14 protein-coding genes and 4 tRNA genes are annotated in these 15454 nt (G+C 59.6%); 7 read left to right on the top strand and 11 right to left on the bottom strand.

The features are described 5' to 3' along the window. Nucleotides 1-13: 13 nt before the first annotated feature. The 3 genes from WB650_RS02875 to WB650_RS02865 form a co-directional block, all read right to left on the bottom strand. On the bottom strand, nt 14-373 hold the full coding sequence (locus tag WB650_RS02875; RefSeq protein WP_422304084.1) for a cupin domain-containing protein: 360 nt from the start codon (nt 371-373) through the stop codon (nt 14-16). Between the two features lie 164 nt (nt 374-537). Continuing rightward, nucleotides 538-1221, bottom strand: coding sequence for a helix-turn-helix transcriptional regulator (locus WB650_RS02870; protein ID WP_422304085.1), 684 nt, complete (start codon nt 1219-1221; stop codon nt 538-540). A 281-nt stretch (nt 1222-1502) separates the two neighbouring features. After that, nucleotides 1503-3452 carry a hypothetical protein gene (locus tag WB650_RS02865; protein ID WP_422304086.1) on the bottom strand — a complete coding sequence of 650 codons (1950 nt, stop codon included), beginning with the start codon at nt 3450-3452 and terminating at the stop codon, nt 1503-1505. A 149-nt stretch (nt 3453-3601) separates the two neighbouring features. Here WB650_RS02865 and WB650_RS02860 point away from each other — a divergent pair, with 149 nt between their 5' ends. The 3 genes from WB650_RS02860 (at nt 3602) to WB650_RS02850 (ending at nt 5980) form a co-directional block, all read left to right on the top strand. Continuing rightward, nucleotides 3602-4003: a hypothetical protein gene (locus tag WB650_RS02860; RefSeq protein ID WP_422304087.1), complete on the top strand. Its 402-nt coding sequence runs from the start codon at nt 3602-3604 to the stop codon at nt 4001-4003. 199 nt (nt 4004-4202) lie between these two features. Next, entirely contained in the window at nt 4203-4430 is a 228-nt protein-coding gene (locus WB650_RS02855) for a hypothetical protein (RefSeq protein WP_422304088.1), read from the top strand. Between the two features lie 311 nt (nt 4431-4741). Then, a complete protein-coding gene (locus WB650_RS02850; protein WP_422304089.1) occupies nt 4742-5980 on the top strand; it encodes an aldo/keto reductase in 1239 nt (412 codons plus the stop codon). Here the strand turns inward: WB650_RS02850 and WB650_RS02845 are convergent, their stop codons facing one another. The 6 genes from WB650_RS02845 to WB650_RS02820 form a co-directional block, all read right to left on the bottom strand. Beyond that, nucleotides 5981-6493, bottom strand: coding sequence for a molybdopterin-dependent oxidoreductase (locus WB650_RS02845; protein WP_422304090.1), 513 nt, complete (start codon nt 6491-6493; stop codon nt 5981-5983). A gap of 9 nt (nt 6494-6502) precedes the next feature. After that, entirely contained in the window at nt 6503-6709 is a 207-nt protein-coding gene (locus WB650_RS02840; RefSeq protein WP_422304091.1) for a TOBE domain-containing protein, read from the bottom strand. 244 nt (nt 6710-6953) lie between these two features. Then, nucleotides 6954-7029, bottom strand: a tRNA-Lys gene (locus WB650_RS02835). Nucleotides 7030-7061: 32 nt separating this feature from the next. Then, nucleotides 7062-7137 (bottom strand) — tRNA-His (locus WB650_RS02830). Between the two features lie 59 nt (nt 7138-7196). Then, nucleotides 7197-7273: transfer RNA gene (locus tag WB650_RS02825), tRNA-Arg, on the bottom strand. 3 nt (nt 7274-7276) lie between these two features. Beyond that, nucleotides 7277-7350, bottom strand: a tRNA-Pro gene (locus WB650_RS02820). Between the two features lie 53 nt (nt 7351-7403). On the opposite strand from WB650_RS02820, the gene WB650_RS02815 reads away from it, so the two are divergent. Both WB650_RS02815 and WB650_RS02810 read left to right on the top strand, forming a co-directional pair. Continuing rightward, on the top strand, nt 7404-7742 hold the full coding sequence (locus WB650_RS02815; RefSeq protein ID WP_423959351.1) for a hypothetical protein: 339 nt from the start codon (nt 7404-7406) through the stop codon (nt 7740-7742). Nucleotides 7743-8173: 431 nt separating this feature from the next. Then, the gene (locus WB650_RS02810) at nt 8174-8761 is read left to right on the top strand and encodes a hypothetical protein (RefSeq protein ID WP_422305036.1); all 588 of its coding nucleotides are present in this window, start codon (nt 8174-8176) and stop codon (nt 8759-8761) included. A gap of 17 nt (nt 8762-8778) precedes the next feature. On the opposite strand, the gene WB650_RS02805 is transcribed toward WB650_RS02810, so the two are convergent. Further along, a complete protein-coding gene (locus WB650_RS02805; RefSeq protein ID WP_423959349.1) occupies nt 8779-10596 on the bottom strand; it encodes an AI-2E family transporter in 1818 nt (605 codons plus the stop codon). Nucleotides 10597-11200: 604 nt separating this feature from the next. On the opposite strand from WB650_RS02805, the gene WB650_RS02800 reads away from it, so the two are divergent. Both WB650_RS02800 and ligD read left to right on the top strand, forming a co-directional pair. Continuing rightward, the gene (locus WB650_RS02800) at nt 11201-12082 is read left to right on the top strand and encodes a Ku protein (protein WP_422303180.1); all 882 of its coding nucleotides are present in this window, start codon (nt 11201-11203) and stop codon (nt 12080-12082) included. 309 nt (nt 12083-12391) lie between these two features. Further along, nucleotides 12392-15052 carry a DNA ligase D gene (ligD, locus tag WB650_RS02795; protein ID WP_423959346.1) on the top strand — a complete coding sequence of 887 codons (2661 nt, stop codon included), beginning with the start codon at nt 12392-12394 and terminating at the stop codon, nt 15050-15052. Here ligD and WB650_RS02790 read toward each other — a convergent pair. Further along, nucleotides 15042-15425 (bottom strand): carboxymuconolactone decarboxylase family protein, encoded by a 384-nt coding sequence (locus WB650_RS02790; protein WP_423959344.1) that lies wholly within the window; start codon nt 15423-15425, stop codon nt 15042-15044. The two genes, ligD and WB650_RS02790, sit on opposite strands and share 11 nt — an antisense overlap. Nucleotides 15426-15454: the final 29 nt, after the last annotated feature.

The raw sequence follows: 15454 nt of genomic DNA, 5'->3' as shown, positions 1-15454 counted from the left end.
GTCCGTGTCGGCTTCATCGATCGACGATGTATCCGCGGAACATTGCCTGGGCGTTCATTGCGGGGCGGTATTCTGAAATCGAGCGCGAGCCGCGATGGTCGTCGTTCCACACGGCGTGCGGCGTGCCGGGCGGGATGACCATCACACTCCCCCGCTCGAGGACGTACTCGCGTCCCGCCACTCTGCATCGCACGGTCCCCTCGACAACTTCCAGCCGCTCCTCCTGATGCGTGTGTATGTGATCCCGCGGCGCGGGCGACACGACGCGCGCGATGTATTCGCATCGGAAGAGTTCGCCGGCAGTCTCCTCGGCGGATTTAAGGACGATCACTCGATCTTGTGTTGCGGGACGATCCGAAACCTGCGTCGCCATGATCTTTCTCCTTCGCCGAATGCCGCGTAAGGGAAGAATTTAACATCTCGTCGCGATTGAGCCGCGCGTGGCTGCTGACAGCCCTATGTCAGGACGATCCCGCGGAAGTCCCGCAGCCGACGAGATCCTGACAGCATGGCGTCAGGAGAGTTGCTCGAAGATGGTCAGGACTTGCTGAGCAGATGGCGGAACAGGTCTTCCGCCGACTTGCCGGCCTCTTGTGCGAAAGCCTCGCCCAGGAACTCGACATCGCTCATGCGGTCGACGCGAAAGAAGCGGAAGTCGTCGCGCAGTTCGCACCATGAAGCGGCGGTCCAGAACGGCGGATAGAACCAGAGGCTCAGCGGGCGGACCTTGCGGCGGGTCTCCGCGCCCTTCTCGTCGCAGTAGCGGAAGCGAACTTTGCGGCAATCGCGAATTGAGGCGCGCAAGCGTCCGAGATCGAACGAGACCGGCACCCGGCGCACGTCCTTCGGCGCCCATAGCGATCGATCGTCCAGCATCCGATGCAGATGCGACGGCAATACGTTCTCGATCTTCGACAATGCCGCATCGGCGGCGCGACCGAGCTCGGGGTCGCTCCAGTTCTGCACCATGCGAGCGCCGAACACGAGCGCCTCGAGCTCGTTCTCGCTGAACATCAGAGGCGGCAGATCGTATCCCTTGCGCAGCGAATAGCCGATGCCGGGCGCGCCCTCGATTGGGACCTTGCTTGCGATCAAGTCGTGGATGTCGCGGTAGATTGTTCGCTCGCTGGTATTGAATTGCTCCGCGAGCGAACCGGCGGTGACTACGCGGCGTCGGCGCAGGCGCTGGATGATCTCGAAGAGGCGATCGGCGCGACGCATAATAGTTGAGCTTCTCTCACTGTCGTGCGCGAACAGCAACCCCAGTCTTCCGCCCGATGCCGATGCTGAATCCTAACCTCTCCTTCTCCGAGGAGAGGTCGGCGCGTGCCGACTGAAAGGAGGTGAGCGTCGGGAGAGGTGCAACTTTGGCCGTCGCAGCTATGCGTAGTTGTGCTGCTGTCGGGCAGCAGACAAGTATCACTGGATTCCGGTTAGACGAGTCGGCACTGGTGGCACGTCCAGCGTTGCACCTCTCCCGGCGACACTACGCTTCGCGCAGCTTACGCCGACCTCTCCTCGGACAAGGAGAGGTTAGGATCGACGACGGACGGCGGAGTGCGTATTAACCCATAAGCCGTCACCGCGAAGAGCACAGCGAGATTGATCGACGCAGCGATGATCAGCGCTGCATTCGGATGATCTGGAAAATACGACGAGGTGTCGGTGAGATGCTTTATATAGATGAGGTTGAACAGAAACGTTGCGCTGACGATCGCATAGATCGTCGTGAGAAATTCGCTCTCCAATGCGATCGGAATCAGGAACACCAGCGGATAGTAGAGGTATCGCTCATGCATCCGCGGGGCGAACATGAAGAAGCCAAACAGCGCGATGAAAATCGCGAGCATCGCGGCGCGAGCCGAGCGCGCGCGCCAAATCAGGTACGACACGATCAGGTAGACGGCGCACGTCAGCGCGAGGCCGAACGCGCTGTACGAAATACCGTCGAAAACTTTGTCGGTGTCGGGCGTGCCCATCCCACCGATCAATCCCATGAAGTTGAACGCGCCGACGGAGGCTTCGCTGAAGCGTGTGCCGAGGTCCTTGTACACGTTGAATATCCAGTCCCACGAATGGCCGAGTTGATACGGCAGGACTCCAATCGCGACCGTGCCGAGGATCGCGCCAGCGCACCACGCGCATTCGACCAAGCCGGCGTTGAACAACGTCCACAATGCGAGCGGCGGTGTGAACGCGAGCGCTTGCGGCTTGGCAAGGATCGCGATCGCGGCCACACTCCATCCGAGGCGATAGCGTCCGGTGAGAATCAGGATCGCGGCGATGATCATCGGCAGCGCGACGACTGAATCGCTCTGGCCCCACACTACAGTGTCGAAAATGAGGGCCGGGTTGAGCGCGAACAGCATCATTATAATGAGGGTGCGCATGCTGCGTCCGTCGCGCCAGGCGGCGAAGTACAGCGTGAGGCCGATCAAGAGATCGGCAATCAGCGGCGGCGTCTCGACGATTACGCGAAAGCCGTTCGCGGTCGGCTCGATCAACTTGCCCAGCCATCCCGAGAGCCACAGCAGATAGACCGAGCCGGGCGGATAAGCGTCAACCGGCAGGCCGGGATCATAAATTTTCGACGGACCCAGCGCGACGGCCAGCAAAGCGCGATTGGTCTTCGCCCAGATGTCCCAGTAGAAACCGGTGAAGTGAAACAGCGCGGCGAGCTTGGCGGCGGTAATCGCGAGCATCAGGCCGGCCGCGAGCATCCACGAGCTATTCCCCGCCGCGCGCGCTGGTCGCGATATTTCGGCGAGCGCCCACCCCAGCAATCCCAGCAGGACCAGGCCGCAAATGATGCCCACGACACGAATCGCGATTCGTTCGTCCGGCCGATGTAGCTGGTCCTTGTAGAGGTTGCGGATTGCGCCAAGATCGAATCTGACCGCGCCCGGGGGTGGCTTGCTCGCGACTTCGACAACTTTGATATTGCGAAATGAAGCGCGGCCCGTATCCGGATAGCCCGAAACGCCCAATTGGCAGAGCAACTCGGTGGTATCGCCCCACCTATCTTCGATAAGGAAAAACGAAAGCGTCTGCCAATCTGTCGTGCCTTGCAGATGATTCGAGATGAGCTGGATGCCGTCGAAAGTGCTGATCGCGATATTCGCGCCGCCCTCGTGCGGCATCGCACCCTCGACGCGCGCCTCTGCGGTGACGTGGTAAATCCCAGGCCGCAGCATCAGCGCCTGATGCCAGCTCGAGAACGTCCGGGTCTGATTCGCGATTCCAAGCACGCCGCCGGCGGCCGGGTTGTAGGTCCATGAAAACCTGGTCAACTTCTTGTCGGAGGATAGCGCGTACCAATCGGCCGGCGCGCCGTCGAAGCCGGCGGCGAGGTCGCCGTTGCTGGCGAGATTAGTTTGGGCAAAGGCGCAAAGCGGCTCACAAAGCCATAGTGCGCACATTACGAGCGCCGCAACCGCAATGAATCGCCGCATTAGTTAAAAGGAATCCGATGCCGTGACGGGTACCAATCCATGCGCATCCAATCAATTGTCGATATCTGGATGCAAGACCTGATGCGTTTGCGCCACGGGCCGACTAGGATGTGCCGCAAACCGGATCGAACCCAGGGGAGGGATTTTCGATGGCAGCGAAATCACGCGGCGCCGCTCTCACGATCTTCGCGCTACTGTTCGGCCTTCTCGCGATTTCGAACTTCTCGAAGCCATTCTCGCACGACCCCGGCATCGGCTTCGTCTTCATGGGCGTCAGGCTGCACGGCACCGGCAACGCTATCATGGGACCGCTGTTCGGATTCCTGCTGCTGGTCTACGCCTACGGCATTTGGACCATGCGCCGTTACGCGTTGCCGGTCGCGTACATCTACACCGCGTGGGTGATCGTGAACGGGGTGCTGTTCAGCATGAAGAATCGCTCCGAGCCGCATCCCTCCGTCGCCTTTTCGATCGCGGCAACTGCGATTGGGATTGGCGTTCCGCTCGCGACCGCGATCATTCTCACTCGCCGTCAAGCCGACCTCTCCTGATCGACGATCAATCCACGATGCCAAAAAAAATCGCGTGGCACGGCTCTGACGATTCTCGCGATACTGCTTGCGCTGATGGTGATTTCAGATTTCCACAAGCCCTTCGCGCGTCATCCCGGGGAAGGCTTCGTATTCTTCGGCGCGACTTTCGGGCGCCGCTAACAAGATCGTCGCGCCGATTTTCGGGATCATCCTCGCCGTGTACGTGTACGGAATTCTCGCGATGCGCAAGTTCGCGCTGCCGCTCGGAATTTTTTACGCCGCGTACGTGATCGTCAACATGCCGCTGTTCATCTTGAGGTATCACGGCACCGCGGTGATGCAGGAGCATTCGTGGGCGTACCTGGTGCCCTACCCTTTCGTCGCGATAGGAGTGTCGTCGGGCGCGGCCTGGCTGCTGTATCGTCGCAGGGCCGACCTCCGGTGAAAACTCTGCGTTCGGTTCCCCTTCCCGCTCGGGAAAGGGTTAGGGATTAGGTTTCGCGGATCCAGAGCGACCGTCGGCAGAAGCGGAATCCTGAATCGCGCGCAAAAAATGCGCGCCGAAATCGGACCCTCACCTTCGATCCTCTCCCATTCCGAGAGGGGGAGATGCTTCGGCCAGTTATGCAAAATGCTATTCCTCTTGCGAGAATAGCGTTTCGTCGCGCAATTCGGGCATAGAGTCTGGCCGCATCCTGGCGGTAGAATTGGTCGTGGCCGCGACCGCCCCGAACCGCGGCTCCGCGAGGTGCTCAGATGAAACGATCGAACGATGGATCGATCATTGGACGACGCGAGTTCCTGAAAGCAGGCGTGCTGGCCGGCGTTGGAGTATCGATCCTGCCGCTGGCGCGCGCCGCGAACGCATCCCTGGAGACTGCGCCGCAGGTCCGCCGCTACTCGGCGCTCGGCCGCACCGGTCTCAAGATTTCCGACATCTCATTCGGCGGGAGCAGGTTGGTCTCCGGCGAGGAAGACCTGGTCCGTCACGCATTCGATTGCGGCGTCAACTACTTCGATTCGGCCGACAGTTACACCGACGGCGAATCCGAAACCACTATCGGCAACGCACTCAAGGGCAAGCGCGACAAGGTCTATCTGACCTCGAAGCAGATGGCGCAGGCCGACGACAAGCGCGATGCGATGATGCAGACGCTCGAGGGCAGCTTGCGGCGGCTTCAGACCGACCACGTCGACGTGTACTTCAATCATGCGGTCAACGATCCGGCGCGGCTCAAGAATCCCGAGTGGCACGAATTCACCGCGCAGGCGCGAAAGCAGGGAAAGATTCGTTTCGTCGGCATGTCGGGTCACGCCGGCAATCTCGCCGACTGCCTGAATTACGCGATCGACAACGGCCAGGTCGACGTAATCCTGTGCGCGCACAATTTCGGACAGGACCCGCGCTTCTTCCAGCGCTTCACGCGGAGCTTCGATTTCGTCGCACGACAGCCGGAGTTGCCGCGCATCATGGCAAAAGCCAAACAGCATGGCGTCGGCGTAGTCGTGATGAAAACCCTGATGGGCGCGCGCTTGAACGATATGCGTCCCTACGAATCCGGCGGCGCAACATTCTCGCAGGCGGCGTTTCGATGGGTGCTGTCGAATCAGAACGTGGACGCACTGATCGTCACGATGACGAGCCGTCAGATGATCGACGAATACCTCGGTGCGTCAGGCGCGCGCACGACCGCGGCGGCGGACCTGCCGCTGTTGAATCGCTACGCAACTATCAACGGTGACTCGCAGTGCCGGCCCGCGTGCAACGAGTGCGCGAACGCATGCCCTTACGGAGTTCCGATCGCCGACGTGATGCGCACGCGGATGTACGCTCGCGACTACGGCGATATGCGCTTTGCGCGGAGCGAATACGCGATGCTCGCGTCGAACGCCGCGGCGTGCCTCACTTGCGAAGCGAAGCCGTGCGCCGGAGCATGTCCGCACGGAATCGCGACCGACGTACTGCTCGCGCCGACGCATCGCATGCTCGTATAGTTACTTCACTCTCATCGCTTCGATGGCAGTGACTCCGCGAATCCATCGCGCGTGACGCTTGTCGCCCGGCACGATGAACCGCAGCGGGCCTTCACGACTGTCGAGCGGCTTGCCGTCGCGTCGGTCGGCCAGCAGGATAACCCGGTCGCTGAAGGCGGGATCGAATTCCGTCAATGTGAAAAGCACCCGGTAGCCGTCGGGAGCGCGGGCGACAAGGCCCACCGCCAGGTTCGGTCCTTTCAATTCTTTCCCCAGCGGCGCGCCGGCTTTCTTCAGTATCTCGGCGACCGGCACTCCGCCGTACTCAACTTGCGCGCCCTTGTCGTCGGTCACACGGATTTTATCCCTGGGAAAAGCCGCAATATCAGCGACGCTGAGCTCGAGATGATCGGGCATTTCGCCGCTGACGCGGAGGGCTACCGCTGGCGACGCCTGCGCAAACGCATTCGCCGGAGCGCATAAGAGCAAAACCAGCAGAGAGACTTTCAGCGGCCAGGAATTTTTGCGCACCATTCGAGATCGCTAGACCTTCTGAATCATGACCTCGGTGGCTTTGATCACCGCGGTCACCTTGTCGCCTTTCTTCAGGCCCATTTCTTCAGCGCTCCGCTTGGTGATAACCGATTCGACGATATTGTCGCCTACCTTGAGCGTGATGAGCGCGGTGACCGTCCCGAGAATGACTTCTGTGATTTCACCTTTCAGATGATTGCGCGCGCTGAGTGCCATAGAATTTTCTCCTTGCTCATTTTCAAATCGGACGCCGCACGTCAGAACGGAATTCGCGCGGTCAGGATGAGGAGTTGAATAAAACGATTTTCATAATAGTGACTGGTATGCCATGTTAAGAGCGAAATGACAAGTATCATGGCGTCTATTGACAAGGCGCCGGCAGTTCTGCAGATCTGCGTCGGATCGGTGGAGACTTCGCTGACGCTGAGAGTGAAAAAGCCCCTGAACAATTACCGGATTTTGGTGGGCCGTTCCGGGCTCGAACCGGAGACCCGCTGATTAAGAGTCAGCTGCTCTACCAACTGAGCTAACGGCCCACCGTCGAAATACGTTTACGTAGCAGGATGTTTGGGGTGAGTGAAGGGATTTGAACCCTCGACCGCCGGAGCCACAATCCGATGCTCTGCCAACTGAGCTACACTCACCACCCGATCACTAAATCCATTCAGCGCCTCGCGCCCGGCGCGTTCTGAAAAGGCCTCCGTGGCGCGCCAGAAGGGATTCGAACCCCTGACCCACGGCTTAGAAGGCCGTTGCTCTTTCCACCTGAGCTACTGGCGCGTATCGGGGCGAGCCGATTTGAACGGCCGACCCCCTGCTCCCAAGGCAGGTGCGCTACCAAGCTGCGCTACGCCCCGAGCCTTTAGGAAGTAACACACGCACCATCGCCTCTCAACCGACCATCGCCCGCATGTCGTTTTTCTTCGACGAAAAACCTGCGACTACGCGCCCGCCACTCGATCATCAAAACTTACGTGTCTCGATTTTCGATCGCTATCTGTCGGGGATATCCGCCGTGTGTGATCTCGACCTGACCCCATTGCTCGGCCAACCCCACCGCGCCTGCTCCCGCCGCAGTCTCCTCGGCAATCCGCAGGCTGCGTCTGGAGTAATCCCTGAGCACTCCAAGATCAATTTGGCGGCACCGTCGCAACTTGCAAAAGTGGTCTATCTCACGGAAAAATGGCCCAAATCGAGACTTCCGGCGACTACCCGTCGCAGAAAGAGAAAAAAATCGATCATGGCCTGATGGATTTGTCGCGGTTTTTTCCGGGCACAAGCTTTGCTTTCACTATAAGTGCGCTGACAATCTCCTCCCCCGAGACCCAGCGCCTGTCCCCAAGCAAAGGCCGGGCTACTTGATCCGTCGGCTCCCCACCGCGGTCCCCACTCGTAGCCCGGCCGTTCTTTTTTCTCGAGACCAAGCTGACACCGCAACCCGCGCGATTCTTCACGTCGACGACGTTGCAGCATCCGCACGGTTAATGCGCAATAATCTCCCCGGCGCATTTGCGTCGCGATTTCTGCTAGGATGTTCCCGAACCGGACTTCGTTGTCGATACGCCTGATAGTCCGGACGGGGGATTTATCGTTCGCCTGAGGCACGGGCAACAGATTTGCCGATCGCTGGTCGTTGCATTTGCGGCGGCCGCGGTCTCCGTCGGCACAAGCGGATGCTGGATGGCGGCGGCACAGTTCGCGCCGCTCGCTGCCAACGCGGCGGAGTATGTCGGCGGCACAGCGCTCGAGCTGACTTCGGGTATCGGCGCAAGAGAAACCGCGGAATCCACGGAAGCAAAAAAAGAGGCCGCCGCGCGCGAGAGTGCGATGAACAGTGGCGACGCCTGCAATCAGCTCGAAGTCGAAGTTCCTGACGTTATCGAGTTGCGCAGGAGCGCGGCCGGCGCTCCCGAATATCGCGAGCTTCAGATAAGCGACACGCTCGCCGAGCGACAGTGGCTGCCGCTGGCCGACAGCGAGACGACACCGGACGGTTGGCGGCCGGCGGTTAATTTTCTTCAGATGAACTTCACGCCGCCGCTGGGCGCGGTCGTCCCCGAATCGTCGAGCAGCTTCCTGGCCTACACGCCCTCGAAAGTAATCACGGCGGCCGACGGCGATCGGCTTACTGCTATGTCTTCAAATTTCGGCAAACCGATCGGAACGTTTACCTGGCACGGAAACTACTACCACTACGTGGTAACCAGCACGCTGCCATGCTATCCGCCGCCGCCCGAGCGGATTGCCCAGGATGCCCGCCGCAACTGAATCGGTCGTGAAGAGCGTCAGCCGTTCCCGCGCGCGTAGCTTCGCGGGAGTATCGTTGCGAAGCGATTTCGGGACTTCGCGCGCTGCAGAATGAAACTGCGAACTGCGCGGCGCGCTTCATTGCTGCTTGCGCAGATTTGAGAACTGCCCGCCTCGATCAACTCCTCTGAATGCTCACTCGCGGCCGGTCCGGTCGCTACGATCGGCACGCGAGTCGGGATCGCCCGGATCGCCTTCACCAGTTCAACCGCAGCGGGGGCGCATTCCTCGGCCACGCATGAAACGAAAACGAAGTCGGGCGTGAATCGTTTAACCAGGTCGCAAATCTCGCCCGGTGATTTGTTCTCACCGGAAAAGCTCGCAACCACGCCGTCCTTGCGCAGCATCTCGAGCAGCATCAGCAAGCTCAGGAAGTGCCCGTCGCCGGGCGCCATCGCTCCCAGCACTCTCACGCTCGGAGAAATCCGCGCGTTGGCGAACCGGTTGGCGAGCTCGCCGATCAGTTGATGGGTCGTATCGAAAATCAGCCGCTCGTTCTCTTCGCTGATATGATTTTCCGCGCGCTCCTGACGTGCGAGCTCCAGTGCGGGAGCAATCACGTCGCCGTAGGTTCGGTCGAGCCCGTTCTCATCGCAATAGCGGGTCGCGATCTGCCTGGCTCCCTCCGGATTGAGCTCGAGTAGCGCCCGGTAGAAATCGTGATAGTCGTCGAGCGCACGATCGGCGCCGAGCAGAATCGAGAGAAATCCCAGCGCCGGAATATAGTCGCCCGCGACTTTCAGGCATGCGGTCATCGGGGTCGAGAGCAGCAGTCCCGGTATCCCCCAGAGCCACGACCAGTACATCGCCGATACCAGCAGCGCCACTGGAGAGACATCGATTCCGTGGCCGATGATAAACGGCTCGGCAATCTGCGCCGCAACCTGGTCGAGCAGTATGAAGCCGCCAAGTATCTCGAGCGCCTTGCTCCATCCGGGGAACATCGCGAAGGCAACCAGCGCAGGCAGAAACGCCGAGCTGACCGCGCCCACGTACGGAATGAATCGCAACAGGAATGCGACCATGCCCCACAGCGCCGGGTCCGGCAGACCGAGATACCAGGCCAGCATTCCCGTGGCGATGCCGTACACCAGATTGATCAGCGAAAATAGAAACAGGTAGCGGCCCACTGTATCGCTGGCGGTTTCAAGCGCCTGCGCCGCGACTGGAATTCTGGCCCGTGCCGCGAGCCGCACAAATCGATCGCGCAAATCTTTTCTGCTGTAGAGCAGAAAAAACAGCAGCACGATTATCAGCAGCGTATTGACGATCGCGTCGACGATCGGCGCGACCGGCTTCAAACTCGAGCTGAGCGTGGAAGCAGCCGGCATCGCCATCACGGGCTGAAGTTTGCGGGGCGCGGGATTCGCGCTTTCCACCCGGCGCTGGACGTCGGTGACCGCTTCCTTGACGTGCTGCAGCCATGGCGGCGTGTTCTTCTCCAGCGCCGCTATCTTGTTGCCGATATTGTCTGAGTACTCGGAGACCTGGTCGGCGACTCCGGTCAATTGAATCGTCAGGAAATACCCCAGCGCCGCGATGAAGCCTATGACCAGCAGTACAACTATTGCGGCGCTGATGAAGCGGCCGCAGTAGGGTTCGAGACGACTCGCGACCCCGCTGAAGACCACGCTCATTATCGATGCGATCGCGAGCGGCAGCAGGACCGGGCTGGCGAAATAGAATGCCGCGGTGCTGACGATCAGCGCGCAGACAGGTACGGCCACCCAAAGCAGCGCGAATTCATCGTCGCGTTCCTGGTAGCTCTCCGTCGTTTCCTTTTCGCTTTCAGCCACAGAATCCACTCAGGCGCAAAATGAATTTCGAGCCCTACCTTTACTGCAATACCTATTCCAATCAGTAACTGTGCCGATTGCATGGACTGGACGCTCGGCGCGTTGCAGACTCCGGGGTTTGTGGAAATTTTTTCCGAATTATAGAAAGTGCAAAAAACTCAATGCCGTAAAATCGATCGAACGAAGCGATGCGCGCGACGTTTTTTCATTCTCGATTTCCGGCACGTCGATTGCTCACTAAGCCCCAATAGCTCGGAGGGTGCGTCGGAGCCGCTAACATACATCACCCACTCAACCCGTTCCTCCCCGCGGCTTCGGCGCGACCCTCCGATTTTGAAATGACCGATTCATTTCATCCAAACCGAAAAACGATTCGACTGGATTCGAGGGCCCGAAAAGCCTCGTTTTATCGATACATTTTCCTCGGCCCGGGTGACTCGATCGAATTTTAACGATAATCTTCAAGTAGCATATTTCGCTGCCCTACTGGATTTCGCTCGCCGCGAAATATAAGAAGGCAGGTCCGGGGAAAGCTCATCGCCAGGCGCCCCCGGGGAACGGATCGCGATAAGATTCGCGCTGAGAGCGCGCGGAGGTTTCAACCATGCCGGCTCGTTCGATATCTACTGCCAGTCTGACCTTCGGACTCGTCTCGATTCCAGTGCGATTGTTCCCGGCCACGAGTTCCAAATCCGTCAGCTTCCATCTGCTGCACGCGAAAGACATGAGCCGCATTCAGCAGAAGATCTATTGCCCCAAGGAAGACAAGATCGTCGACCGAAGCGAGCTGGTCCGCGGTTACGAGGTCGAGAAGGATCGCTACGTCACCTTCACCGACGAGGAACTCAAGAAGCTCGAGGCGCAGGCCGATCGCGCTGTCGAAATAACCGAGTTCATTCCAGCTGCGGAAGTCGACCCCGTCTATTTCGAAAATTCCTATCTGCTCGGATGCGAGCCGACGTCCGCCAAAGCCTATCATCTGCTCGAGGAAGCGATGACCAAGGCAGACAAAGTCGGCGTCGCGAAATTTACGATGCGCGGAAAAGAGCGCGTCGTGCTCATACGGCCGTACGAAGGCGGCCTGATGATGCATACGATGTACTACAACGATGAAATCCGATCGTTCGGTGAAATCGATCACGGCGCCAACGCGTCGGTCAAGGAATCGGAACTGGGACTTGCTCAGCGGCTCCTCGATGATCTGACGCAGAAGAAATTCAAGCCCGACGAATTCAAAGATAGTTATCGCGAGCGCGTGATCGAGGCCGCCGAGCAGAAGATGGCGGGCCACGAGTTGACCGAGCCCGCACCCGAAGCACGCCAGGGCAAGGTGATCGACCTGATGAGCGCGCTGAAAGAATCGCTCAAGAAACGCGGCGTCTCGGTGAACGAAGATCGCGAAGAGGCCCCGGCCACCGCCGAACCCGAGGAGCGCAAAGTAGCCCACGGCTCCCGAAGACCCCCCCGCAAACGAAGCGCCCGCTAGGACGCCCCTCCTTCTCTCCGGTCCCCTTCCCGCCCAGGAAGGGGTTAGGGGTTAGGGGCTCGATAATCGACAACCCACCCTGCACACATTCGAGGGTGAACCATTCAGCCGGACTGCCCTGCGTTTCGCATGCTAAGTATAAGACATGGACGCCCATCAGGATGCCCGCCTCTCACGCTCGCCCCAAATCGCGCGATGCCAGCTTGCGCAAAAAACAATTTCTGACGGAACGAAGCTACCCGTGGTAGTAGATCCATCGCCGACCCATTACAGATGGTATAAATCGCCATCCATCCCCATCAACCAACCATGCCGCTGACCAAGTACCGGCGCAAACGGAACGCCGAAAACACTCCCGAACCCTTCGGAGGCGAGGTTCCAAACCCGACCCCCACCACCGGCGGCACTTTCGTCGTACAGAAGCACGCCGCGCGTCGCCTCCACTACGATTTTCGACTCGAGATGGACGGCGTTCTGCGCTCCTGGGCGGTTCCTAGAGGTCCCTCGATGAATCCCGCCGACAAGCATCTCGCGGTCGCGGTCGAGGACCATCCGCTGGAATACGGCGATTTCGAAGGCGTCATTCCGCCGGGAAATTACGGCGCGGGCTCCGTCATCGTGTGGGACCGCGGCGTCTATGAGGTCATCGATCCGCCCGGCGACGCCGCCGACGCGGTCCGCAACGGAAAAATCGACCTCAACCTGCATGGCTTTAAACTAAACGGCGCGTTCACGCTCGTGCATACCCGCGGCCGGCGCAACGGCGATCCCAAGGACGAGAAGAATTGGCTGCTGATCAAAAAGCGCGACCAATTCGCCACCACTGAAAATGTTTTCGAGGCGCATCCGCGCTCCGTTCTTTCCGGATTAACCATCGAAGAGCTCGCCGACGCGCCGGCCGCCGAGCGCAAGCTCGCCGACAATCTCGCGCGCAAGCATCTCCCGGAACTTGGCGCCAAGCTGAAGTACTCGGACTTCCCACTGACCCTCGCCAAGACAGTTGAAGAACCTTTCGACAACGACAAGTGGCTATTCGAAATAAAGTACGACGGCGTACGCGTACTGGCTATTCGCGAAGGCGAGAATACTCATTTGTACGCGCGCAAGGGCACCGATATTACTAATCGGTATCCCGAGGTGGTGCTCGCGCTGAATTCGATCGCACTCGACAGGTTCGTTCTCGACGGCGAGATCGTCGCTCCCGACGATCGCGGACGCCCGAGCTTCCAGCTCCTGCAGCGAAGAATGCACGTCAACGATGCGCGCTCGATCGCCCGCTTGAGCCTCGCCGTCCCCGTCAACTACCATGTCTTCGATTTGCTCGGCTTCGATCGTTTCGACACGCGCACGCTCCCTCTGGAAGAGCGCAAGCGCCTTCTCGGCGAGTTGATCCACAGTGACGGCCCGGTGCGCTATTGCGATCACGTGATCGGTCGCGGCAAGGATTTCTACGCCGCGATATCGGAGCACGATCTGGAAGGTATCGTCGCCAAATTGCGCGACTCACCCTATCGCGGCACCCGCACCGGCGATTGGCTTAAGATCAAACGTCCGCTGACCAAACATTTCGTGATCGGCGGCTACAGCGACCCCGACGGAACTCGAACTCATTTCGGCGCGTTGCTGCTCGGTCAATATGAATCTGACGGCGCGCTGCGTTACACCGACAAGGCCGGCTCGGGCTTCAGTCAGGAAAAGTTGCGTAAGATTCATGCGATGCTCGCAGAACGCGCGCAAGCGGAATCCCCATTTCGCAAAGCAAACCCTGGGGAACCCTTTCCTGAAAAAACCGCGCATTTCGTGCGGCCGGAGCTGGTCTGCAAGGTTCGGTTCACCGAATGGACCGATAGCGGCGGCCTCCGCCAACCGACCTTCGAGGGCCTGGCGGACGACGTCGATCCGCACGACTGCATCTACGACGGACCGGGCGCCCTGGCTCCGCAATCGGATAGGGTTGATGACGATCTTACTGAAAAAAATGGAAGCGCCGGCGTGAAGGTACCCAAGGGCCGCAGCAAAGTTGCGACGTCAGCGCCGCAGGCCGCAGCGCCGAAAGCCACTGTCACCAATCCCGAAAAAGTCTTCTGGCCGAAGGACGGCTACACCAAAGGCGACCTGGTTACATACTATCGCGCGATTTCGAAATGGATGCTGCCGTACCTGAAAGATCGGCCGGTGATGCTGACGCGATGGCCCGACGGCATCGAAGGCAAAATGTTCTACCAGAAGGACGCGCCCGCATTCGCACCGCCCTGGATTCGCACCGAGAAGATCTATTCCGAGGATTCACAGCGCGAGATTTCATACTTCATCCTCGACAGCGAAGAAGCGCTCGCCTACGTCGCCAACCTCGCGGCGATCACGATTCACATGTGGTCGTCGCGGATCCAGCATCTCGAACGTCCCGACTGGCTGTTGTTCGACATCGACCCCAAGGGCAGCACGACGATGCATGCAGTCGAGGTCGCGCGTGAAGTAGCTAATGTCCTGCGCGAGATCGGCCTCGAACCGGTTCTCAAAACATCAGGCCAGATGGGCCTTCACGTAGTAGTCGGCCTGGCGCCGAAATATACTTACGATCAAGCCAAGATGTTCTCGGAGTTAGTAGCGCAAGTAGTAGTCAACCGAATACCTAAAGTCGCGACGATCAACCGCAATCCAAATACGCGCAAAGGCCGCGTGTATATCGATTACCTGCAGCTGGGCCACGGCAAGACTATCGCCGCGACATTCTCAGTCCGCCCGGTTCCACACGCCCCGGTCTCCGCACCGATGACCTGGAAGGAACTGAAGCCCTCGCTGGATCCGACGATCTACAACATCGAAACCATGCCGGCTCGAATGGCCCGCATGAAGCGCGACCCCTTCCTCGACGCAATCGAAGAACACGCCACCCTCGAGGACGCCTTACCCCATCTCGAAGCGCTACTAAGCCGCTCCCAGAGCCGCCCCGCGACAATTACTCGTTAGCTTTATGAGGCGCGGTCACTTCATTGAACGCGCGAATAGCTTCCACAGCGGTCGGTACGCCGCTGTACTGCGAGACGTGCACAATCAACTCCTTGATTTCTTCGGGCGGGATGCCGAGGTTCAATGCTCCGCGCATGTGGAGTCGCAGCTCCGGTCCGCGCCCCAGCGCCATCAGCGCGGTCATTGTGAGGAGGGAGCGCAACTTGATCGGAAGGCCGGGACGACTCCAGATCGTGCCGAACAATTGTTCGTTGAGAAAGGTGGCGAACCCCTCGTCGAAGTTTCGGAGGAACTGGTCGCCGTCCTGTGCGGCCTTCTCGCCAAACAATTTCGTCCGCACTTCCATTCCTTTCTTCGCTGAATCGTCAGACATGAGAACACCTCCACGGTAATGGATAGACG

It is taken from the genome of Binatus sp. (SeqCode), assembly GCF_049584895.1.
Taxonomy (GTDB): domain Bacteria; phylum Desulfobacterota; class Binatia; order Binatales; family Binataceae; genus Binatus.
The sequence above is the reverse complement of the archived record's forward strand: the minus strand, read 5'-3'. Positions and strand labels throughout refer to the sequence as shown.

Bases quoted from the DNA above. Each gene is read 5' to 3' on its own strand.
- WB650_RS02875 (WP_422304084.1), bottom strand. From the start codon at position 373: ATGGCGACGCAGGTTTCGGATCGTCCCGCAACACAAGATCGAGTGATC.
- WB650_RS02870 (WP_422304085.1), bottom strand. From the start codon at position 1,221: ATGCGTCGCGCCGATCGCCTCTTCGAGATCATCCAGCGCCTGCGCCGA.
- WB650_RS02865 (WP_422304086.1), bottom strand. From the start codon at position 3,452: ATGCGGCGATTCATTGCGGTTGCGGCGCTCGTAATGTGCGCACTATGG.
- WB650_RS02860 (WP_422304087.1), top strand. From the start codon at position 3,602: ATGGCAGCGAAATCACGCGGCGCCGCTCTCACGATCTTCGCGCTACTG.
- WB650_RS02850 (WP_422304089.1), top strand. From the start codon at position 4,742: ATGAAACGATCGAACGATGGATCGATCATTGGACGACGCGAGTTCCTG.
- WB650_RS02845 (WP_422304090.1), bottom strand. From the start codon at position 6,493: ATGGTGCGCAAAAATTCCTGGCCGCTGAAAGTCTCTCTGCTGGTTTTG.
- WB650_RS02840 (WP_422304091.1), bottom strand. From the start codon at position 6,709: ATGGCACTCAGCGCGCGCAATCATCTGAAAGGTGAAATCACAGAAGTC.
- WB650_RS02815 (WP_423959351.1), top strand. From the start codon at position 7,404: ATGTCGTTTTTCTTCGACGAAAAACCTGCGACTACGCGCCCGCCACTC.
- WB650_RS02810 (WP_422305036.1), top strand. From the start codon at position 8,174: ATGGCGGCGGCACAGTTCGCGCCGCTCGCTGCCAACGCGGCGGAGTAT.
- WB650_RS02800 (WP_422303180.1), top strand. From the start codon at position 11,201: ATGCCGGCTCGTTCGATATCTACTGCCAGTCTGACCTTCGGACTCGTC.
- ligD (WP_423959346.1), top strand. From the start codon at position 12,392: ATGCCGCTGACCAAGTACCGGCGCAAACGGAACGCCGAAAACACTCCC.
- WB650_RS02790 (WP_423959344.1), bottom strand. From the start codon at position 15,425: ATGTCTGACGATTCAGCGAAGAAAGGAATGGAAGTGCGGACGAAATTG.